General features: G+C 73.5%; 21 protein-coding genes. 17 read left to right on the top strand and 4 right to left on the bottom strand.

The window, feature by feature from the left end; genetic code table 11:
- The first annotated feature begins 79 nt into the window (after positions 1-79).
- Complete coding sequence (locus tag OC439_RS20465; protein ID WP_030269894.1) at positions 80-718, top strand: TMEM175 family protein; 639 nt, start codon at positions 80-82, stop codon at positions 716-718.
- 4 nt (positions 719-722) lie between these two features.
- Here the strand turns inward: OC439_RS20465 and OC439_RS20470 are convergent, their stop codons facing one another.
- On the bottom strand, positions 723-2,321 hold the full coding sequence (locus OC439_RS20470; protein WP_262014807.1) for a phytoene desaturase family protein: 1,599 nt from the start codon (positions 2,319-2,321) through the stop codon (positions 723-725).
- A 67-nt stretch (positions 2,322-2,388) separates the two neighbouring features.
- Between OC439_RS20470 and OC439_RS20475 the strand changes: the two genes are divergently transcribed.
- Together OC439_RS20475 and OC439_RS20480 are read left to right on the top strand one after the other, a co-directional pair.
- Positions 2,389-2,808, top strand: coding sequence for a ribosomal protein L7/L12 (locus tag OC439_RS20475; protein WP_262014808.1), 420 nt, complete (start codon positions 2,389-2,391; stop codon positions 2,806-2,808).
- Positions 2,809-2,914: 106 nt separating this feature from the next.
- The gene (locus OC439_RS20480) at positions 2,915-4,084 is read left to right on the top strand and encodes a PhoX family protein (protein ID WP_262014809.1); all 1,170 of its coding nucleotides are present in this window, start codon (positions 2,915-2,917) and stop codon (positions 4,082-4,084) included.
- A gap of 10 nt (positions 4,085-4,094) precedes the next feature.
- Here the strand turns inward: OC439_RS20480 and OC439_RS20485 are convergent, their stop codons facing one another.
- Entirely contained in the window at positions 4,095-4,937 is an 843-nt protein-coding gene (locus OC439_RS20485; RefSeq protein ID WP_262014810.1) for a YihY/virulence factor BrkB family protein, read from the bottom strand.
- Positions 4,938-4,988: 51 nt separating this feature from the next.
- On the opposite strand from OC439_RS20485, the gene OC439_RS20490 reads away from it, so the two are divergent.
- The 7 genes from OC439_RS20490 to ispG all read left to right on the top strand — a co-directional run bounded on the left by OC439_RS20490 (position 4,989) and on the right by ispG (position 11,446).
- Complete coding sequence (locus OC439_RS20490; RefSeq protein ID WP_262014811.1) at positions 4,989-5,534, top strand: GNAT family N-acetyltransferase; 546 nt, start codon at positions 4,989-4,991, stop codon at positions 5,532-5,534.
- A 62-nt stretch (positions 5,535-5,596) separates the two neighbouring features.
- A complete protein-coding gene (locus OC439_RS20495; protein WP_262014812.1) occupies positions 5,597-6,826 on the top strand; it encodes a PP2C family protein-serine/threonine phosphatase in 1,230 nt (409 codons plus the stop codon).
- A gap of 171 nt (positions 6,827-6,997) precedes the next feature.
- A complete protein-coding gene (locus OC439_RS20500) occupies positions 6,998-7,195 on the top strand; it encodes a hypothetical protein (RefSeq protein ID WP_262014813.1) in 198 nt (65 codons plus the stop codon).
- Positions 7,192-7,596, top strand: coding sequence for a type II toxin-antitoxin system VapC family toxin (locus tag OC439_RS20505; RefSeq protein ID WP_262014814.1), 405 nt, complete (start codon positions 7,192-7,194; stop codon positions 7,594-7,596). The genes OC439_RS20500 and OC439_RS20505 overlap by 4 nt, the downstream gene beginning before the upstream one ends.
- Positions 7,597-7,802: 206 nt before the next feature.
- Positions 7,803-9,017, top strand: a complete 1,215-nt coding sequence (dxr, locus tag OC439_RS20510) for a 1-deoxy-D-xylulose-5-phosphate reductoisomerase (protein ID WP_262014815.1) — start codon at positions 7,803-7,805, stop codon at positions 9,015-9,017.
- Positions 9,014-10,261, top strand: a complete 1,248-nt coding sequence (locus tag OC439_RS20515; protein WP_262014816.1) for a M50 family metallopeptidase — start codon at positions 9,014-9,016, stop codon at positions 10,259-10,261. The genes dxr and OC439_RS20515 overlap by 4 nt, the downstream gene beginning before the upstream one ends.
- A gap of 9 nt (positions 10,262-10,270) precedes the next feature.
- Positions 10,271-11,446 carry a flavodoxin-dependent (E)-4-hydroxy-3-methylbut-2-enyl-diphosphate synthase gene (gene ispG / locus OC439_RS20520; protein ID WP_262014817.1) on the top strand — a complete coding sequence of 392 codons (1,176 nt, stop codon included), beginning with the start codon at positions 10,271-10,273 and terminating at the stop codon, positions 11,444-11,446.
- Between the two features lie 58 nt (positions 11,447-11,504).
- Here the strand turns inward: ispG and OC439_RS20525 are convergent, their stop codons facing one another.
- Positions 11,505-12,179: a winged helix-turn-helix transcriptional regulator gene (locus OC439_RS20525; protein WP_262014818.1), complete on the bottom strand. Its 675-nt coding sequence runs from the start codon at positions 12,177-12,179 to the stop codon at positions 11,505-11,507.
- Between the two features lie 128 nt (positions 12,180-12,307).
- Here OC439_RS20525 and OC439_RS20530 point away from each other — a divergent pair, with 128 nt between their 5' ends.
- Positions 12,308-13,126, top strand: coding sequence for a class I SAM-dependent methyltransferase (locus tag OC439_RS20530; protein ID WP_262014819.1), 819 nt, complete (start codon positions 12,308-12,310; stop codon positions 13,124-13,126).
- Between the two features lie 48 nt (positions 13,127-13,174).
- Here OC439_RS20530 and OC439_RS20535 read toward each other — a convergent pair whose 3' ends face one another.
- Entirely contained in the window at positions 13,175-13,762 is a 588-nt protein-coding gene (locus tag OC439_RS20535) for a PadR family transcriptional regulator (RefSeq protein ID WP_262014820.1), read from the bottom strand.
- Positions 13,763-13,884: 122 nt separating this feature from the next.
- Here OC439_RS20535 and OC439_RS20540 point away from each other — a divergent pair, with 122 nt between their 5' ends.
- The 6 genes from OC439_RS20540 to OC439_RS20565 form a co-directional block, all read left to right on the top strand.
- Positions 13,885-15,111, top strand: a complete 1,227-nt coding sequence (locus OC439_RS20540) for an MFS transporter (protein WP_262014821.1) — start codon at positions 13,885-13,887, stop codon at positions 15,109-15,111.
- Between the two features lie 64 nt (positions 15,112-15,175).
- Positions 15,176-16,015: a DUF4081 domain-containing GNAT family N-acetyltransferase gene (locus tag OC439_RS20545; protein WP_262014822.1), complete on the top strand. Its 840-nt coding sequence runs from the start codon at positions 15,176-15,178 to the stop codon at positions 16,013-16,015.
- Positions 16,016-16,108: 93 nt separating this feature from the next.
- Positions 16,109-16,816 carry an ATP-binding cassette domain-containing protein gene (locus OC439_RS20550; RefSeq protein WP_262014823.1) on the top strand — a complete coding sequence of 236 codons (708 nt, stop codon included), beginning with the start codon at positions 16,109-16,111 and terminating at the stop codon, positions 16,814-16,816.
- The gene (locus OC439_RS20555) at positions 16,813-18,963 is read left to right on the top strand and encodes a YhgE/Pip family protein (RefSeq protein ID WP_262014824.1); all 2,151 of its coding nucleotides are present in this window, start codon (positions 16,813-16,815) and stop codon (positions 18,961-18,963) included. Before OC439_RS20550 ends, OC439_RS20555 begins: the two co-directional genes overlap by 4 nt.
- A gap of 10 nt (positions 18,964-18,973) precedes the next feature.
- Entirely contained in the window at positions 18,974-19,567 is a 594-nt protein-coding gene (locus tag OC439_RS20560) for a TetR/AcrR family transcriptional regulator (RefSeq protein ID WP_073830318.1), read from the top strand.
- 90 nt (positions 19,568-19,657) lie between these two features.
- Positions 19,658-21,371, top strand: a 1,714-nt coding sequence (locus OC439_RS20565; RefSeq protein ID WP_262014825.1) for an ABC transporter ATP-binding protein, incomplete at its 3' end; no start/stop codon positions are given.

A 21,371-nucleotide genomic window follows, 5' to 3' on the forward strand; every position in this document is an offset into this window, starting at 1 on the left:
ACGCGACCATCGGTCGTGAGGGGGCGGCGTGACGGGTGCGGACAGGGAACCGGCGTACCGGTTCGGGCGCGGCAACGAGATGGCGCGCGACGCCTCCCGGGTGGAGGCGTTCAGCGACGCCGTGATCGCCATCGTGCTCACCCTGATGGCCGTCGAGCTGCTGTCGTTCGACCCGGACACGCCGCAGGACGACGGGCTGCCGGCCGCGCTGCTGCACGAGTGGCGCGCCTACCTGGCGTACGTGATCACGTTCGCCATCGTCGGCCAGGTCTGGCTGACCCACCACAACATGTGGCGTTACGTCCGCCGGGTCGACCAGATGCTGCTGGTGCTGAACCTGCTGCTGCTGATGTTCGTGGCGGCGATCCCGTTCACCGCCGACCTGCTCGCGGACAACCTGCGCGGCACCGTCGGTGACCAGCGGCTGACCGCCGCGCTGTACGCGGGCGTGGTGCTCGGTGAGGCGCTGTTCTTCAACCTGAGCTGGTGGTGGGCGCGCCGCCGCGGGCTGCTGCAACCGGGCCTGGACCCGAGGCTGGCGCGGGCGGTGGCCCGCCGGTTCCGCCTCGGTCCGCTGCTCTACCTGGTCGCGTTCGCGATCGTGTTCGTCGACCCGGTGCTGAGCCTGCTGGCGTACCTGCTGCTTGTCGGCGTCTACCTGGTGCGCGGCCCGGGCGACCTCCCGCCCGCCGGTCAGGAGGCGCCCGAGACGCCGTGAGGACTCAGCCCAGGTCGGCGAGGATGCGGCGGGCGGCGTTGTGCCCGGCCGCGCCGATCACGCTGCCCGCCGGGTGGCAGCCGGCGCTGCCCGCGTACACCCCGTCCACCCCCGTCGCGTACGGCATCCGGTCGGTGAACGACACAGTGTTGTCGACGTGGTGGATGTGCCCGCCGGTGATCCCGAAATGCGCCTCGATGCCGGGCGGCGGCAGCGGCACCGCGTCCGCGACCAGGTCACCGGCGCCCGGGGCGTACCGCTCGCAGATCGCGATCAGCCGCTCCACGTAGCCGGGCAGCGCCGCCTCCCAGGTGGTGCCGGCCAGCTCGTAGGGGACCGACTGCACGAACAACGCCGACGAGTGGTGCCCCGCCTCGTCGGACAGCGACGGGTCGACAGTGGTGTGCAGGTACCACTCGATCGTCGGCTCCTCCGGTAGCCGCCCGGCCCGCACGTCCGCCCACATGCCGCGCAGCGCCGCCATCGGCGACTCGCCGCCGTCGCCGACGAGCGAGGCCGAGCCGGGCAGCAGGTGGATGGTCGACCCGAACGGGCTCGGCGCGTCGGCCGGCAGGCAGGAGAAGCGCGGCAGCCCGGTCAGCGCCAGGTTGAGCTTGAGCGTGGTGCCGGGGCGGCGGACCGCCGCCATCCGCGCGCCCAGCTCCGCCGGGAGCGCGCCGTCGGGCAGCAGCCCCATCAGCCGGTACGGGTCACAGGCGCCGAGCACCACAGGGGCGTCCACCTCCCGCCCGTCGGCGAGCGTCACCCCGGCGGCGGCGCCTCCGGCCAGCCGGATTGCGGTGACCGGCGCGTCGGCCACGATCCGCGCCCCGGCGCGCACGGCGGCCTCGGCGAACGTGCGGGACACCGTACCCATGCCGCCCCGGGTGATCATCCAGGTGCCGTCCGCGCCTGGTAGCCGGCACATGTTGTGCACCAGGAAGTTGTGCCCGGTGCCGGGGTCGTCCGGGCCGGCGTTCAGCCCGGACAGGCCGTCGGTGACCGCGTACATGCTGACCAGCAGCTCGGAGCGGAAGTCGAAGCGGGCCAGGTGGTCGGCCACCGAGCCGCGTACCAGGTCGACGAAGACCTGCCGCAACGCGGGCCGCACGTAGCGCTCGGCGGTCTCCTCGACCGGCAGCGGCTCGGCCAGCCACGCCGGGGCGAGATCCTCCCGCAGCTGGGCCAGCTCGGCGTGGAGCGCGTCGTCGGCGGCGACGTCGGCGGGGGAGAACATCTCCGCGAGCTGCCGCCGGCTCGCCGCCACGTCGCTGCCGGCCAGCAGGTACGGCGAACCGAGCCCGCCCGGCGTGGGCAGGAAGTAGTGCGGGTCGCGGCGCAGCACCGGGATGGTCACGTCGAGCGTGGCCAGCAGCTCCGGCGGCATCAGCCCGAGCAGGTACGACCCGGTGGAGTGACGCAGCCCCGGCACCTTCGGGAACGGGTTCTCGGTGCGGGTCGCCCCGCCGATCACGCCGGACGCCTCCAGCACCAGCACGTCCAGGCCGGCGCGGGCCAGCAGGATCGCCGAGACCAGGCCGTTGTGCCCGGCGCCGACCACCACGACGTCGGCGCGGGACGGCAGCTCACTCGCGTCGCTCATGGGCCGGAGCGTAGCGGCGGGCGAGCTATTGCGGGAGGGTTCGCCCTGGGGCGCTACCGTTCCGGGCATGTCCCCGGCTGTCCAGATCGCGCTCGCGGTGGCGCTCGTCGTGGTGGTGCTCCTTCTCCTGCTCGTGCTGCGGCGCGACCGTCCCCGGGACCTGGTCGCCCCGGATCGCCCGGCCGGCGACGGGCAGGCCGAGGTGCTCCGGCTGGCCCGCGCGGGGCGTACCGTCGAGGCGGTCAAGGTGCTGCGCGAGCAGACCGGGCTGTCGCTGCTGGACGCGAAGCGGGCGGTGGACGCGCTGACGGCCGGTGGAACCTGGTCGCCCGGCCCTCCGGCCCCCGGAAAGGGCGTCGACGAGGCGGTGCGGGCCGAGGCCGCGCGGCTGCTGTACCAGGGGAAGAAGATCCAGGCGATCAAGGTGGTGCGGGAGCACACGCACATGTCGCTCGCCGACGCCAAGCGGTACGTCGAGGGCCTCTGACGCCGGACGGCCGTCACCGGGCGTTCACTCTATAGTGGCGGTGGTCGATGCATTTCTCGTCCTACCGTCGACGGGACACCCACCGCCTCCGGGAAGGTCACCCCCGATGGATCGTCGTACCGTCCTGCGTGCCACAGCCGTCGGTGGCGCCGCCGCCTTCGCCGGTGGTCTCTGGGCCGCCGCTGCCGCCCCGGCCCAGCCCGCCCAGCCCGGTCCCGGCCCGTACGGCGACCTGCTGGCCGCCGACGCCAACGCCCTCCAGTTGCCGGCCGGCTTCACCAGCCGGGTGATCGCGCGGTCCGGGCAGCGGGTCGCCGGCACCTCGTACACCTGGCACCCGGCGCCCGACGGCGGCGCCTGCTTCCCGGCCGGCGACGGCTGGATCTACGTCTCCAACTCGGAGGTGCCGCTCGTCGGCGGCGCCTCGGCGGTGCGGTTCGCCGCCGACGGCGCGATCGCCGCCGCGTACCGGATCCTCGGCGGCACGAACGTCAACTGCGCGGGCGGGCCGACCCCGTGGGGGACGTGGCTGTCCTGCGAGGAGGTGCCGCTGGGGCGGGTCTTCGAGACCTGGCCCGAGGGCGGCCGGTCCGGCGAGGAGCGGACCCGGATGGGCCGCTTCAAGCACGAGGCGGCGGCCTGCGACCCGCAGCGGCGGGTGGTCTACCTGACCGAGGACGAGGGCGACGGCTGCTTCTACCGGTTCGTCCCGGACACCTGGGGTGACCTGCGCACCGGCAAGGTGCAGGTGCTGTGCGCCCCGGACGGCCAGGTGACCGGCCCGGTGACCTGGCGGGACCTGCCGGACCGCGACGGATTCCCGGTGCCCACCCGCTACCAGGTGGGCGCGGCGCAGACGTTCGACGGCGGCGAGGGCTGCTGGTACGCCGACGACACCTGCTGGTTCACCACCAAGGGGGACAACCGGGTGTGGGCGTACGACGCGGTGAACGAGCGGCTCGACCTCGCGTACGACGACTCGCTGGTGCCGGCCGGTGCCGCGCCGCTGACCGGCGTCGACAACATCACCGGTACCGCCGGCGGTGACCTCTACGTGGCCGAGGACGGCGGCAACATGGAGATCAACGTGATCACCCCGGCCGGTGTGGTGGCACCGTTCCTGCGGCTGCTCGGGCAGCCCGAGTCGGAGATCACCGGGCCGGCGTTCTCGCCGGACGGCAGCCGGCTCTACTTCTCCTCGCAGCGCGGCACCAGCGGCGCCCGGGCCGGGACCGGCGGCATCACGTACGAGGTGCGCGGCCCGTTCCGGCGCTGACCTCCCGCCGTCAGGCGCGGGCCGCCTCCCGGGTGGCCCGCCACCGGCTCGCCGCCAGCGTGGCCGAGTAGCCGGACAGCACGATCACGTGGAACAGGTACAGCCAGAGCAGCACCGCCACGCCGCCGCCGATCTCGTCGAACCCGCCGAACGGCACGCCCAGGTCCAGCGGCAGCGAGCAGAACAGCACGAAGCCGTGCACGAAGCCGGACAGGTTCGCCGCCGTGAACGAGCCCAGGGCCACTGTGGCGAGCCAGTCCGGCGAGGCCGGGCCGACCACCCGGAACACCCAGATCAGCACCGGCGTGAGCACCAGCCACACCGCGAGGAACGACAGCACCACGCCGAGCGCGCCGATCCAGCCGCCCTGGCGTACCAGCCGGGTGGTCATCGGCAGCCCGAGCAGGATCGACAGCAGCAGCACCGGGGCCGGCGCCAGCAGCGGGAGCAGCAGCAGGCGCCCCCGCCAGCCGACCAGCGCGCCGGACTCGGCGCGCGGCTCGGCCACCGAGACGAAGGCGCGGCGCAGTCCTTCCCCGTAGAGCGAGGCCGGCAGCAGCGACGCCAGCGCCAGCAGCGGGGTCAGCCCCAGCCCGGCCTCGACGAGTGCGGCCGCCGCCCGGTGGGCGCCGATCTCGGTGGGCAGCGTGTCGATCGCGTACCCGGTCAGCCGCCGCACCCGGTCCGCCCCGGCGAGCAGCCCGGTCAGCCAGATCGCCAGCAGCGCCACCGGCACCACGGCGATCGCGCCGTAGAAGGTGATCGCGGCGGCGTGCAGCGACAGGTCCCGGCCGCGGACCGGCCGGAACGCCGCAGCCGTGATCCGCTTGGTCCGCTCCCACCCGTCGCCCATCGCCCTCTCGTTCCCCGTACGAGCCCGCGCCACGCATTACGATCCGGCGGCATGACGATCGCCACGACCGACCGGCTGGTGCTCCGCGACTGGACAGAGTCGCCGGACGACCTGGCCCGGATCTACGACATCTACTCACGGGACGAGGTGATGCGCTGGCTGGGCGGCGGCAAGGGGCGGATGACCGACCCGTCCGAGGCGCGCGAGCGGGTCCGGATGTGGCACGAACGCTGGGCGCCGTACGACGGCCGGTGGGGCCTGTGGGCGATCGAGCCGCGTGCCGGCGGGCCGGTGGCGGGGAGCATCCTGCTCAAGCCGCTGCCGGGACGCGACGGCGTCACCCTGACCGACGACATCGAGGTCGGCTGGCACCTGCACCCCGACGCCCAGGGCAACGGTTACGCGACCGAGGCGGCCCGCGCGGTGGTGGAACGCGAGTTCGCCACCGGCACCCCGAGGGTGTACGCGGTGGTGATGGCCGGGAACGACCCGTCGATGGCGGTGGCCCGGCGCCTCGGCATGACGCACGAAGGCGTGCGCACCGACTGGTACGGCGGGGTCGAACTGGAGACCTTCGTCCTGGAACGTCCGGCCTGAGCCGTGCCGTTGGCAGTTCGCCCTCGGCCTCCTACGGTGGTGGGGACGCGGGGGAGGCACGGATGGTCGACGGTGGCGACGCAGCGCGTTGGCTGCACCTCCACGCCGCCCGGGGCGGTCCGGACGACCTGTCGCTCCTGGTGAACCGGGTCGCGCCCGTCATCGGGGCCACCGACATCGTGATCTACCTGGCCGACTACACGCAGTCCTCGCTCGTACCCCTGGTCGGCGCGGGCGCGCCCCGGGACGAACTCACGATCGAGACGACGCTGGCCGGCCGGGCGTTCACCGGCCTGCAGGTGCAGCGCGCCCCTGACCGCCCGGACCGGCTCTGGGTGCCCCTGCTGCTCGGCTGCGAACGGCTGGGGGCGCTGGAGATCGTGTCGTCGCGCGCCGGCGACCCCGCGCTGGACCGGCCGGCCTGGGAGGTGGCGGTCGCCGTCGCTCAGGTCCTGGTGAACCGCCGGCTCTACGGCGACGTCGTGGAACGGATCCGCCGCCGCCTGCCGATGCAGGTCGCCGCCGAGACCGTGTGGGGGCTGCTGCCGCCGCTGACCTTCGCGACGGACGAGCTGGTGATCACCGCCATCCTCGAACCGTGTTACGACGTCGGCGGGGACATCTTCGACTACGCGCTCAACGGTGACGTGCTCAGCGTCGGGCTCTTCGACACCTGCGGGCACGGGATCAAGGCGAGCGCGTTGGCCTCGCTCGTGGTCAGCGCGTACCGCAACGCCCGGCGCACCGGTCTCGACCTGGTCGACACGGCGATCAGCATCGACAGGTGGGTCCGCTCCGAACACCCCGGCCTGTTCGCGACCGCGCTGCTCGCCGAACTCGACCGGCGGACCGGCGTGCTGCGGACCATCAACGCCGGCCACCCCGGCGCCATGCTGCTGCGGGACGGCAAGGCCGTCCGGGCACTGCCCGGACCGACCGCGCTGCCGCTCGGGCTGGGCAACCTGTCGACGCGGCGCCCGCGGGCGCACGAGGAGGCGCTGCACCCGGGCGACCGCATCCTCGCCTACACCGACGGCATCACCGACGCCCGGGGCGACGACGGGGAACGGTTCGGGCTGGACCGGCTCGTCGACTTCGTCGAGCGTGCCCTCAACGAGCGGCTGCCCAGCCCGGAGACGATGCGCCGGCTGGTGCGCGCCGTCCTCGCCTACCAGCAGGACGAGCTCGACGACGACGCCACCGCGCTGTTCCTGGAGTGGCAGCCCTCGCACCTGCCGTTGGAGCACCTGGAGCACCTCACCGCGCCAGACGGGACGATCGCGTCCCCGTAGCCCGAGACCTACGCCCGGGAGCGCCTCGCCTGACCGTTCGGCGGGACAGGCGCACAGTGGGTGCGACCGGCGGCTCCGAGAACGTGTGATCCTCCGGTGCGATCGGCAGGTTTCAGCGCTGCCAGGTGAGAGGATGAGGCATTCAGTGAGGTGGAGAAGGTGAGCGCCCCCATGTCGACCGACGCCGAGCGCAACCCGGACTGGCCGAGCACGTTTCACGTGCCGGCCGACGAACTCGCACGGCGCCAGGGCGTCGAGCCGGTCACCAGTCTCGACGACCTTGCCCGTCCGGACCTGATCGAATCGGACGAGGAACTGGACCGCTTCCTCGCCGACCTGTACGCCTCCCGGCGCGAGGGACTGGCTTGAGCATCATCGTCCTGGACACCGACGTGGCTTCGGCGATCCTGCGAGGCCGAGTGGACGAGCGGTTGAGAGCGCGGCTGACCGGGTCGACCCTCGCCATCACCTTCGTAACGTTGGGGGAGTTGACCAAGTGGACCGTGGTCCGCAGCTGGGGCCCGCGCAAGTTGGCTGACCTGGCGCTCTGGCGCCGGAACCTGGTCCTGCTGCCCTTCGACGAGGCCGTCGCGGTGCGTTGGGGCCGAATTCAGGCCACGGCCCAGCTCCGTGGACGGCCGCGGCCGGTCAACGACTCATGGATCGCCGCATGCTGCCTGGTCCACCGGCTTCCGCTCGCGACCTTCAATGGCAAGGACTACGCGGACTTCGCCGACCATGACGATCTAAAGCTCCTCGACCTGGCCTGACCACGACCCGTCTCGGGGCCGTTGGATCTGCTCGGGTGTCTTGACCAGCCCACGACGAGGAGGCGCCGCAGGCGTGATCGAAACCAGTTCGCCGAAGTGGTGGCATCGCGGCGGCTGGGATGCCACCACCTCGGGGAAGTGGAGTGGATCATGTCGCCGGGCACTCCGGGACGAACCGGGGTGAGGCGCTGGGGAACAATGGTCCGGTGACCACTCCCCGAGATCTCGTGCTGCTCGGCTCGACCGGCTCGATCGGCACCCAGGCCATCGACATCGTCAAGCGCAACCCGGACCGCTTCCGGGTGGTTGCCCTCGGCGCGGGTGGCGGCAACGTGGAGTTGCTTGCCGCGCAGGCGCTGGAGCTGGGCGTGGAGGCGGTCGGTGTGGCCCGCGCGTCCGCCGCGCAGGATCTTCAGCTCGCGTTCTATGCCGAGGCGAGCCGGCGCGGCTGGGCCACCGGCGACTTCAAGCTACCCAAGATCGTGGCCGGGCCGGACGCGATGACCGAGCTGGCGCAGTGGCCGTGCGACGTGGTGCTCAACGGGGTGGTGGGCTCGCTGGGCCTGCCGCCGACGCTGGCCGCGCTGCACGCCGGTCGTACCCTCGCGCTCGCCAACAAGGAGTCCCTGGTGGCCGGCGGCCCCTTGGTCAAGGCCGCCGTCTCGCGGCCGGGGCAGATCGTCCCTGTTGATTCCGAGCACTCGGCGCTGGCGCAGTGCCTGCGCGGCGGCGCCCGGAGCGAGGTACGGCGGCTGGTGGTCACCGCCAGTGGTGGCCCGTTCCGGGGGCGGCGGCGGGACGAGCTGACCGCCGTGACGCCGGAGCAGGCGCTGGCGCACCCGACCTGGAACATGGGCCCGGTCGTGACGATCAACTCCGCCACGATGGTCAACAAGGCGCTGGAGGTGATCGAGGCGCACGAGCTGTTCGACGTGCCGTACGCCGACATCGAGGTGATGGTCCACCCGCAGTCGGTGATCCACTCGATGGTCGAGTTCACCGACGGGTCCACGCTCGCCCAGGCCAGCCCGCCGGACATGCGACTGCCCATCGCGCTCGGTATCGGCTGGCCGGACCGCGTGCCCGGCGCCGCCGCGGCCGTCGACTGGACCACCGCCCACACCTGGGAGTTCTTCCCGCTCGACGACGCGGCGTTCCCGGCTGTCGCGCTGGCCAAGGCGGCGGGCGAGGCCGGGCGCTGCCGCCCGGCGATCTACAACGCGGCGAACGAGGAGTGCGTGGCGGCGTTCGTCGCGGGCCGGCTGCCGTTCCTCGGCATCGTCGACACCCTCCAGCGGGTGCTGGAGGACGCTCCCGATTTCGACGAACCAGGTACCGTCGAGGACGTGCTCGCCGCCGAGTCGTGGGCACGGGCGCACGCCCAGGAGATCATCGTCGGGTCGGTGGAAGGAGCTCGATGAGCTATCTGCTCGGGGTGGTGCTGTTCGCCCTGGCGATCCTCATCTCGGTGAGCCTGCACGAGGCGGGGCACATGCTCACCGCCAAGGCGTTCGGGATGAAGGTCACCCGCTACTTCGTCGGCTTCGGCCCGACGCTCTGGTCGTTCAAGCGGGGCGAGACCGAGTACGGCGTCAAGGGCATCCCGCTCGGCGGCTTCTGCAAGATCGTCGGCATGACCCCACAGGACGACGACGTCGAGCCGGGGGACGAGAAGCGCGCCATGTGGCGCTACCCGGTGTGGAAGCGGACGATCGTGATGTCCGCGGGCTCGATCACCCACTTCGCCCTGGCCCTGATCGCGCTCTGGATCATCGCGGTGTCGGTGGGGCTGCCGAACCCGAAGTTCCCCAGCACCGAGGCCGGCTTCCGGGCCGAGCCGGCGGTGATCGCCATCGCGCCGTGCGTGGTGGTGGAGAACGCGGCCCGGGCCTGCGAGTCCGGCGACCCGGCCAGCCCGGCCGAGAAGGCCCAGCTCAAGGACGGCGACCGGATCACCGCGGTGAACGGCAAGCCGGTCTCGACCTGGGGCGACATGCTCGACGTGGTCCGGGCCACCCCGCCCGGCACCGCCACCGTCGCCTACGTGCGTGACGGCAAGCCGGCCGAGGCGCGGGTCGACCTGGCCTCCGTGCAGCGTCCGCCGCTGGGCGACCCGAAGGGTGCCACCTCGGCGGTCTCCGCGCTCGGCGTGGCGCTCTCGCCCAGCACCCCGACCCGGGTCGAGTACGGCCCGGTCGCCGCGTTCGGCGCCACCGCCGACTTCACCGGCACCATGGCCGTGCAGACCGCGCACGCCATGCAGCGCATCCCGCAGAAGGTGCCCGCGTTGTGGAACGCGATCACCGGCGGCGAGCGCGACGTGGACACCCCGATCAGCGTGGTCGGCGCCAGCCGGCTCGGCGGCGAGGCCGTGGAGAACAACGCCTGGCTGGTGTTCTTCATGCTCTTCGTGTCGCTGAACTTCTTCATCGGCGTGTTCAACCTGCTGCCGCTGCTCCCGCTGGACGGCGGCCACATCGCCATCGCCTGGTTCGAACGGGCGCGGTCCTGGCTCTACGCGCGCATCGGCCGCGCCGATCCGGGGCGTGTCGACTACCTCAAACTCATGCCGTTCACGTACGCGGTGATCCTGATCGGTGGCGCGTTCACGCTGCTGACGGTCACCGCCGATGTCATCAACCCCATCACGCTCTTCTCAAGGTGAGTGCCTGAAGTGACCGCTGTCAGTCTCGGTATGCCCCCCGTACCGCCGCCGCCGCTGGCCCCGCGCCGGGCCAGCCGCCAGATCATGGTCGGTTCGGTGCCGGTCGGTGGTGGCGCGCCGGTCTCGGTGCAGTCCATGACCACCACCCTCACCGCCGACGTCAACGCCACGCTCCAGCAGATCGCCGAGCTGACCGCGTCCGGCTGCCAGATCGTCCGGGTCGCCGTGCCGTCGCAGGACGACGTGGAGGCGCTGCCGGCGATCGCCAAGAAGTCGCAGATCCCGGTGATCGCCGACATCCACTTCCAGCCGAAGTACGTCTTCGCGGCGATCGACGCCGGCTGCGCCGCGGTCCGGGTGAACCCGGGCAACATCCGGCAGTTCGACGACAAGGTCAAGGAGATCGCGCGGGCCGCCGGCGACGCGGGCGTGCCGATCCGGATCGGCGTCAACGCGGGCTCGCTGGACAAGCGCCTGCTGGCCAAGTACGGCAAGGCCACCGCCGAGGCGCTGGTGGAGTCGGCGCTGTGGGAGTGCTCGCTGTTCGAGGAGCACGGCTTCCGGGACATCAAGATCTCGGTGAAGCACAACGACCCGGTGGTGATGATCCGCGCCTACCGGCTGCTGGCCGAGAAGTGCGACTACCCGCTGCACCTCGGCGTGACCGAGGCCGGCCCGGCGTTCCAGGGCACGATCAAGTCGGCGGTGGCGTTCGGCGCGCTGCTGGCCGAGGGGATCGGCGACACCATCCGGGTCTCGCTGTCCGCCCCGCCGGTCGAGGAGATCAAGGTCGGCAACGCGATCCTGGAGTCGCTGGGCCTGCGCGAGCGCGGCCTGGAGATCGTCTCCTGCCCGTCCTGCGGCCGGGCGCAGGTCGACGTCTACAAGCTGGCCGAGGAGGTCACCGCCGGGCTGGAGGGCCTGCCGGTGCCGCTGCGCGTCGCGGTCATGGGCTGCGTGGTGAACGGTCCGGGTGAGGCCCGCGAGGCCGACCTGGGTGTGGCCTCCGGCAACGGCAAGGGCCAGATCTTCGTCAAGGGCAAGGTCGTCAAGACCGTGCCCGAGGCGCAGATCGTGGAGACGCTGATCACCGAGGCGCTGCGGATCGCCGACGAGATGGGCGCCGAGATCCCCGAGGAACTGCGTGACCTGGTGCCGGGCGGCGCCACCGTCACCGTGCACTGATCTGTTCTCCGCGTCGTCGTGCGGCCGTCCCCGTTCGGGGGCGGCCGCACGCGCCGTCTCAGGGCCGGGGCACGGCGGCGAAGGGGGAGAGGGTGAACCAGCCGGGCGCGGCGCGCCGCAGCGCCTCCGGCCCGGCCAGCTCCACCGCGCCGCCGCGCAGCGCCGCGGCCCACTCCAGGTCGCCCATCCAGACCTGGACCAGCGCGCGCAGGTCCGCCGTGACCGTCACCGCCACGTCGTGCCCGGGGTCGATGTCGCAGACGTCGGCTTCGCCCGCGGCGATCACCATCCACCAGTCGCGCCGCGTCGTGGGCACGTCCCGGAAGCGGAACCGCACGACGGTACGCCCCGGCGGGACCGCGTCGTGGTCGACGTGCCGGTGCATGTCCCACAGCAGCAGCTTCGGGTCCAGGTCGGCGTCGCCCAGTTCGCCGATCCAGCGCACGCCCCAGGCGCCGAGCGCCTCCAGCACGGGCCGCAGTTCGCGTCCGGCGGCGGTCGGGACGTAGCGCACGTCGGCGCCGTCGACGCGCCGCTCCACCACCCCGGCGCGGACGAGCTGGTGCAGCCGGCGGGACAGCAGGGTCGGTGACATCCGGGGCAGGCCCCGGCGCAGCTCGTTGAAGCGTTCCGAGCCGCTGACCAACTCCCGGACCACGAGCAGCGTCCACCGCTCGTCGAGCAGTTCCATGGCCTTCGCCACGGGGCAGAACTGGTGGTAGGAGGCCCCCATGGCGGGCACGCTACGCCCGGCCCGCCGCCCCGGCCAGCAGCCTGTCGGGAGCGGTACAGATCTCGTACTGGGGGCCGGGTCGTCCGCTGCCTAGCGTCCTGTGCAGGGACGACTGTGAGGAGCGACAGATGATCGAGGAACGGGAACAGGACGCCGCGGTGAAGGCCCGGCACCGTGCGATGTGGGCGATGGGTGACTACGCCGCCGTGGCCGCGCAGGTGATCCCGGAGCTGGGGGCGACGCTGGTCCGCGCCGCCGGGGTGGCGCCGGGCATGCGGGTGCTGGACGTGGCGGCCGGGACCGGCAACGCGGCTCTGCCGGCGGCCCGGGCCGGTGCGGAGGTGGTGGCCGGCGACCTCACCCCGGAGTTGCTGGCGATCGGGCGGGCCGAGGCCGAGCGGGAGGGCTTGACGCTGACCTGGGAGGAGGTGGACGCGGAGGCGCTGCCGTACGCGGACGCCGCGTTCGACGCGGTGCTGTCGTGTGTGGGCGTGATGTTCGCGCCCCGGCACCGGGCCGCCGCCGACGAGGTGCTGCGGGTGTGCCGGCCGGGCGGGACGATCGGCCTGGTCAACTGGACCCCGGAGGGCTTCGTGGGCCAGTTGTTCGCGGCCATGCGGCCGTACGCGCCGCCACCGCCGCCGGGTGCGCAGCCGCCCCCGCTCTGGGGCGACGAGGACCATGTCCGGGAGTTGTTCGGCGACCGGGTCGACGCGCTCCGGCTGGGGCGCGACGCCGTGGTGGTGAACCGGTTCGCCACGCCGGAACAGTTCCGGGACTTCTTCGCCACCCACTACGGGCCCACAGTGGCGGTCTACCGGGCGAACGCGGGCGACCCGGAGCGCACGGCCGGTCTCGACCGCGCGCTGACCGACCTGGCGGCCCGGCACCTGGACGGCGGCGTGATGCGCTGGGAGTACCTGCTCGTCACCGCGCGCCGCGCCTGACGGCACGCCGGTCGTCGTCCGGCCGGCGTGCCGTCGCGGCGGCGGTGTTCACTCGGACTCGGCGAGGATGGCGTAGAGCTTGCGCCGGGTCTCGTCGAGCACCTGGGCGGCCCGGGCGCGCTGGTCGTCGGTGCCGGTGGTCATGACCTGCCGCAGCGCCTGCATGGCCTGCGCCCCGGCGTCGCGGATGTCGTGCCAGCTGTTGACTGTCTGCTCGGCGAACTCCGCCCAGGGCGGGGTCTGCGCCGCGTCGGCCGCCTCGGCCTGCCCCGCCTCGGTCAGCGCGAACCGCTTGCGCCCGCCCTCGGAGTCGGCGGCCGTGGCGATGACGCCCTCGTCCTCCAGCAGTTGCAGCGTCGGGTAGATCGAGCCGGGGCTGGGCCGCCAGGCCCCGCCGGTGCGGGAGTCGATCTCCTGGATCATCTCGTAGCCGTGCATCGGCCGCTCGGTGAGCAGGGCCAGCACCGCGCCGCGGACGTTCGGCCGCCGTCCGCGTCCCCGGCCGCCGCGCCCCCGCCCGCGACCGTGCGGTCCGGGGGAGAAGGGCGGCGGACCCGGAGGTACGGGCGGGAAGCCGAAGCCGCCGTGGCGGCGCATCTCGTCGTGCATGGCGTGCATGCGTCGATGGAAACTCATCAGTGGTTCTCCTTCTGTCGTCGTATCAGTGATGCATCAACGATATATCGGCAATGCATCGCCAGCAAGACGTCGCGTAAACCGGACTGCAAACCGTACGTACGTATTGTTAGGCTGCCGGTGTGCGCCTGCTTCCCGAACCGGGCCCGTCCCGGACCCTCGCCCTCTCCACGCTCGTCAACACCGTCGGGCGGGGCACCTGGCTCACCGCCAGCGCGCTGTTCCTCACCCGGTCGGTCGGGCTCTCGGTGGCCCAGGTCGGCGTGGCGCTCACGCTCACCGCGCTGGTCAGCCTGGTGGCGAGCACCCCGATGGGCTATCTCGCCGACCGCCTCGGCCCGCGCGGACTCCAGATGGCCGCGCTGCTCGCCTCGGCCGCGTGCACGACCGCCCTGGTCACGGTGCGCTCCTTCACCGGCTTCCTGGTCGTCGGCATGCTGATGGCGGTCGCGGACGCGGGCACCCGTGGTGCCCGGGGCGCGCTGATCGCCGGCGCCGTACCGCCCGACCAGCGGGTCCGCACCCGCGCCTACCTGCGCGCCGTCACCAACGTCGGGATCTCGGTGGGCACCGTGCTGGCCGGGTTCGCGCTCGCCGCCGACACCCGCGGCGCGTACGTCACGCTGATCCTGCTCGACGCGGCCACGTACGTGCTGGCGGCGGCCGTGCTGCTGCGGCTCCCGCCGGTGCCGCCGATGCCCGCCCCGGCGCACGGGCCACGGCTGATCGCGCTGCGGGACCGCCCGTTCCTCGCCTTCACCGTGCTGGACGGGCTCATGTCCATGCACTTCTCGCTGATCAACATCGCCCTGCCGCTCTGGATCGCCGGGCACACCAGCGCACCGAACTGGCTGATCTCCGTCTGCCTGCTCGTGAACACGGTGGTGGTGATCCTGTTCCAGGTCCGCGCCTCGCGGGGCACCGAGGACCTGACCGGCGCGGGCCGGGCCGCCCGCCGGGCCGGCGTCCTGCTCGCTGCCGCCTGCGCGCTGTTCGCCGCAGGGGGCGGCGTACCGGTGGCGGTGGCGGTGCCGCTGCTGCTGGCCGGCGCGCTGGTGCACGTGGTGGGGGAGCTGTGGCACGCGGCGGCCGGCTGGGGCATCTCCTTCGGCCTGGCCCCGGCGCACGCGCACGGGCAGTACCAGGGCGCGTACGGGATGGGCATGCAGCTCGGCTCGATGGTCGCCCCGGTGGTGGTGACCACGCTCGCGATCGGCTGGGGCGTGCCCGGCTGGCTGGTGCTCGGCGTGGTGTTCCTGCTGCTCGGCACGCTGGTGCCGCCTGTGGTGCGATGGGCCGCCCGGACCCGGCCGGCCGCGCCCGAACCGGTGCCGGCGGCGGCCGGCTGAGGGCCGTGCGGCAGGTGCCCGGTCGGCCCGCGCGCGCCGGGGTGGATCTGGCAGGCTGGTAGCCGTGCTCACGGTGCCGGTACGCCAACTCGGGGAGTCGGAGCGCCGCGCGGTCGAGCGGCTGCTCGACCTCGACCCGTACGCCGCCGCGCAGGTCGCCGAGCGGGTGGCGGCACGCGGTCTGGCCTGGTGGCGGGCCGAGGCGCGGATCCTCGGGTACGGCTCCCGCCGGCACCTGGAGTCGATCTGCTGGCTGGGCGGCAACCTGACCCCGGTGCTCGCGTCCGAGTCGGCGGTGACCGCGTTCGCCGACCAGTTGAGCGCCGAGGAGCGGCTCTGTTCCTCGATCGTGGGCCGGGCCGACGCGGTGCTCGGGCTCTGGGACCGCCTCTCCGCGCACTGGGGGCCGGCTCGGGACGTACGCCCGAACCAGCCGTTGCTGGCGACGGACGCGCTGCCCGCCGTGGCGCCCGACCCGCACGTGCGGCGGGTGCGCGGCAACGAGGTCGACCGGCTGTTCCCGGCGGCGGTGGCGATGTACACCGAGGAGGTCGGGGTGTCGCCGCTGGCCGAGGACGGCGGGCGCGGCTACCGGCGGCGGGTGACCGAGCTGGTGCGCGCCGGCCGCGCCTACGCCCGCTTCGTCGACGGGCGGGTGGTCTTCAAGGCGGAGCTGGCAGTGGTGACCCGCCGGACCGCGCAGGTGCAGGGCGTCTGGGTGGCGCCCGAGTGGCGCGGCCGGGGCATCGCCACCGCCGCGATGGCGGCAGTGGTCCGCGACGCGCTGGAACGGGTCGCGCCCACGGTGAGCCTCTACGTCAACGACTTCAACCTGCCCGCCCGCCGGGTCTACGAGCGCTGCGGCTTCCGCCCGGTCGGCACGCTCGCCACAGTGCTGTTCTGAGGATCACTCCCGCCAGACGTCCCGATCCGGACACCCGGCGCTATGCTGGGCATGTTTTTATACTGACTAGTCAGTTCGGAAATCGGGAGCGGAATGAACATCGTCGAGGCCGTCGGCCTGGGCCTGCGCACCCGCCGCGGCTGGGTCTACCGGGACGTCGACCTCACCGCCGCGAGCGGTGAGCTGCACGCCGTCACCGGCCCGCCCGGCAGCGGACGCACCTCGCTGCTGCTCACGCTGGCCGGGCGCTTCCCGCACAACCACGGCGAGCTGCGCCGCCGCGGCCCGGCCGCGCTCGGCCAGGTGGCCGGCGTGCACGAACCCGACCCGACGCTCACCGTCGCCGAGCACATCACCGAACGCCTGCTGCTGCTCGGCCCGGTGCCCCGCCGCCGGCGCCGCCTCGTGCCGGTGGCAGCGGTCCGGGCCCGCCGGGCCTACCGCCGCGACGCCTACGCCGCCGCCATCGCCGGCGCCGGACTCACCGACGCGCCGCTGGACCCCGACCGGTACGGCCGCGACCTCACCCCGGTCGAGCGGCAGGTGCTCGGGCTCGTGCTCGCCAGCCTCGGCGGCCCCAGCCTCATCGTCGCCGACGACGTGGACGCCGGCGCCGACCGCCCCGAGCGGGAGTGGATGTGGGGCGCGCTGGAGCGCCTCGCCGACCAGGGGTACGCCGTGGTCGCCAGCGCCCGCACCGTCGAACCCGGAGTCGCCGCCACCGTGCACCGCATCGGCGACCCGGTTCCGCCCGTTCCCGCCCTGACCGTTCCCACCGAGCCCGCCGAGGTGCCCGCATGAGCGTCCTGCGACTGGCCGTGTTCGAGCTGCGACGGATGACCCGGGGCCGGCTGCCACGCGCCGCCCTGGCGGTGCTCACCATCGTCCCGCTGCTCTACGGCGCCCTCTACCTGTACGCGTTCTGGGATCCCTACGGGAAGATGGATCGGATCCCGGTCGCCCTGGTCGACGCCGACCGTCCGGCCACCGCCGGTGACGGCAGCGAGGTGCACGCCGGCCGCGACCTCACCGAGAAGCTGCTCGACCGCAAGGTCTTCGGCTGGACCGTCACCGACCAGGCCGATGCCACCAAGGGGCTGCGCGACGGGCGCTACCACCTGGTCTTCTCCATCCCGGAGGACTTCTCCGCCACCCTCGCCGCCGGCCCGGAACCGGACCGCCCGGCCCGGCAGGGCGAGCTGAAGGTCGTCAACGACGACGCCACCAACTACCTCTCCGGCCTGCTCGCCCGGTCGGCGTTCAGCGAGATCCGGGCCGCCGCCGCGCAGAGCACCGCCGCCACGTACTTCGACAAGATGCTGATCGGCTTCACCGACGCCAAGGCCGAGACCGGACGCGCCGCCGACGGCGCCGGGAGGATCGCCGACGGGCTCGGCAGCTCCCAGCAGGGCGCGGGAAAGATCGCCGACGGGCTCGGTGACGCCGAGGACGGCGCCGGGCAGCTCGCCGGTGGACTCAACCAGTCGGTCCAGGGCGCGGACAAGCTCGCCAAGGGCCTCGACCAGCTACGGACCGGCGCCGCCCAGCTCGCCGACGGCGCCGGCCGCGCCGCCACCGAGACCAAGGCCGCCGCGGCCACCGTGAACGCCGCCGCCGACAAGTACGAGCCGGTGCTGCGCCGCAACGCCGACAAGATCGAGAAGGCGGCCACGCTGGTCGCCGACGGCGCGCAGCAGCTCGCCGCCGGGCTGGACGCGCTGCCGGGCAAGGCCGCCGAGGTGGTCGCGACCGCCGAGGAGATCCGCGACCGGCTCGACGCGGTCGCGAAGGAACACCCCGAACTGTCCGACAACCCGGACTTCGCCGCCGCCCGCAAGGCCGCCGACCGGGCCGTCACGCAGGCCCGCTCCGTGGTGGCCGCGCTGGACAAGACCGACATGGCCACGCTGCGCAAGCAGATGACGGACGTGGCGAAGACCGCCCGCGAGGTGGCCGCCGCCGCGCCGCACCTGGCCGACGACGTCGCCTCCGCCCGCGCCAAGGTCAACGAGCTGGCCGGCGGGCTCGCCACCCTGGCCCAGGGCAGCGCCAAGCTCCGCGACGGGCTGGGCGACGCGTCGACCGGCGCGACCGAGCTGCGCGGCGGCCTCTACCGGCTCGCCACCGGCGCCCGCCAGCTCGACGGCGGCCTGGCTCAGCTCGGCAGCGGCAGCAACCGCCTGGTCGACGGGCTGACCCGGCTGGAGGGCGGCGCCGGCGACCTCGCCGACGGGCTCGCCGCCGGGGAACGGAAACTACCCGGGTACGACGACGCGGCCACTCGCGCCGGCGTGCTCGGTGACCCGGTCGGCCTGATCCGCGACTCGCAGAACCCGGCCGGCTCGTACGGCGTGGGCTTCGCCCCGTACTTCCTGTCGCTGGCGCTCTGGGTCGGCGCGATGATCACGTACATGCTGTTGCGGCCGGTCAACCGGCGGCACGTGATGTCCGGCGCGCCCGGCTGGCGGGTCGTGCTCGCCGGGTGGCTCCCGGCCGCCGGCATCGGCCTGGCCCAGGTCACGGTGCTCTACACGGTGGTGACGCTCGGCCTCGGGCTCGACCCGAGGCACGGCCCGGCCACGTTCGGGCTGCTCGCCCTCACCTCGCTGGCGTTCACCGCGATCATGCAACTGCTCGGCGTGGCGCTCGGCCCGGCCGGCCGGCTGGCCGCGCTGGCGCTGCTGATGCTCCAGCTCACCTCGTCCGGCGGCACCTACCCGGTGCAGACCTCGCCCGGCTTCTTCCAGGCCATCCACCCCTGGCTGCCGATGACGTACGTGGTGGACGGCCTGCGGCACACCATCAACGGCGGTACGACCGCCCCGGTGGTCACCGCCGCGCTGGTGCTGCTCGCGTTCGGGCTGGGCGCGATGGCGCTCACCGTCGGCGCGGCCCGCCGGTCCCGCCGGCTGACCCCGTCGAAGCTGCACCCCGAACTGACCATGTGAGGATGAGCCGGTGACGGACGGACGGACACGCCGGCGCGAGGACACCCGCCAGCGCCTCTTCGTGGCGGCGGTGGACCTCATCGCCGAGCAGGGCTTCTCGGCCACCACTGTGGACGACATCGCGGCCCGCGCCGGTGTGGCCAAGGGGACCGTCTACTACAACTTCGAGTCCAAGACCGTCCTGTTCGAGGAACTGCTGCGGCACGGCATCGGCCTGCTCACCGCCGAGTTCCGGGCCGCCGTCGACGGGCTGCCGCCGCTGGAGGCGCTCGGCGCGCTGGTCCGCGCCCAGCTGGAGTACATCCGCCGCTACCGCGCCTTCGCCCAGCTCCTGCTCTCGGAGATGTGGCGGACCAACAGGGAGTGGCAGCAGACGCTGCGGCTGCTGCGCGGCGAGGCCATCGCGGTGATCGCCGACACCGTGCAGGCCGGCGTGGACAGTGGCGACCTCCCGGCCGACCTGGACGTGCGTACCGCGAGTTCGGCGCTGTTCGGCGTCGGGCTGGTGGTAGCAGTGGACTGGCTGGTCTTCTCGCCGGAGCGGCCGATTGACGAGGTGCAGGAGTCACTGCTCGGCATCGTCCGGCGGGTCGCCCGGACCTGACCAAGGGCCGGTAATTCGGTTGAATCCGGGCCGCCGTGAGGACGAGGCTGGGGACACCGCCCCCACCGAGCCGAGTCCGGAGGACCTTCCATGCGCCTGCTCCGAGATCTCTGGGCCACGGCACCCCGGCGGATGACGGCGGTCCTGCTGCTGATCGTGCTCGGCGCCGCCGGCCAGGCGGCCGCCTCCGCGCTGGCCGGGCCGGTGCTGGTGCACCGCTCGTCCGGCTGGTTCGTCGCGCTCGCGGTGGCGCTCGTCGCCGCTGTCGTCACCGACCTGCTGATCGGGCTGATCATGGCCCGGCTCACCGCCGACTGGTCGGCCGACGTGCGGCGGCGGCTCTGCCGGGTCGCGCTCGGCCAGGACCTGCCCACCCTGGAGACCACACCGGTCGGCGAACTGCTCGACCGGATCGACAACGACGTCTACCAGGTCGCCGCCGAGATGCGGAACACCGGCGTACGGCTGGCACAGGGCCTCGCGGTCTGCGTCCTCGCGACGGTGAGCGCGCTGATCGTCTGGTGGCCCGCCGGTGTCGGCATGATCGTGCTCACCTCCCTGCTCGCGGTGACGCTGCGTCGCCCGACCGCCCGTATCGCCCCGGCCCGGATGGCCGAGGAGGAGGCGTGGTCCGACCTCGCGGCCGTGATGGAGGAGGCGGTGCACGGGCAGGACGACGTGCGCACCAGCCTCGCCCGTCCGTACGTGCTGCGTCTCTACGCCCGCCGCGCGGCCGAGGTGATCGCCCGGTGCGTCCGGGTATTCCGGCTCTCCGCGCGGGTCACCGCGATCGCCGCCGGCGCGGTCGGGCTCGGCGTCGCGGGCGTGGTGCTGGGCGGCGCGTGGGCGCTGGCCACCGGCCGGGTGGACGCCGCGCGGCTCACCGCGATCTGGCTGCTGGCCGTCGCGTTCGGCGCGACTGTCGAGCAGATCGCCCGCTGGGTGCCGCACCTGCAACAGGCGTTCGGCGCCTGGGGCCGGGTGCAACTGCTTGCCGGATCGCCGCAGGAGCCGGACGGCGGCGACGCCCCGGTGGACGGCGACCTGACCGTGCGCGGGCTCACCTACCGCTACCCGTCCGGCGGGGACGACCGCGGTCCGGCGCTGCGCGACGTCCACCTCGACTTCGTCCGCGGGCGCTCGTACGCGCTCGTCGGGCGGACCGGCTCGGGCAAGTCGACGCTGGCAAAGGTGCTCACCCGGGCGGTGGAGGTACCGCGCGGCACGGTGTTCCTCGGCGGCACCGACCTGGTCGACCTGGACGTGGAGGAACTGCGCCGGTGGATCGCCGTGGTGCCGCAGCGCACCGAGATCCTGGCCGGCACGCTCGCCGAGAACGTGGCGCTGTTCGATCCGGAGCTGCTGGACGCGGCCGAGCGGGCGCTGGCCGAGCTGGGCCTGGCCGGCTGGATCGCCGAGCTGCCCGACGGCGTGCACACCCGGCTCGGCGACGGCGGCTACGTGCTCTCCGCCGGGCAGGAGCAACTCGTCGCGTTCGCCCGCATCCTGGTCCGCGACCCGCACGTGGTGATCCTCGACGAGGCCACCGCGCGGCTCGACCCGGTCACCGAGAACCGCGTACGAGAGGCCACCGAACGGCTGCTCACCGACCGGATCGGCATCGTCATCGCGCACCGGCTCTCCTCGGTGCGCCGCTGCGACGAGGTGGTCGTGATGGCCGACGGCGCGGTGCTGGAGGCCGGTCCGCTGCGCGAGTCGGCCCGCTTCGCCGAGCTGCTCGCCACCAGCCACGCCGGGGCGTACGCCGGGGTGGGCGCCCGGCGCGGCGGCGTGGACCTGCTCG

The organism is Micromonospora sp. Mcm103 (genome assembly GCF_024519755.1).
Lineage (GTDB): Bacteria > Actinomycetota > Actinomycetes > Mycobacteriales > Micromonosporaceae > Micromonospora > Micromonospora aurantiaca.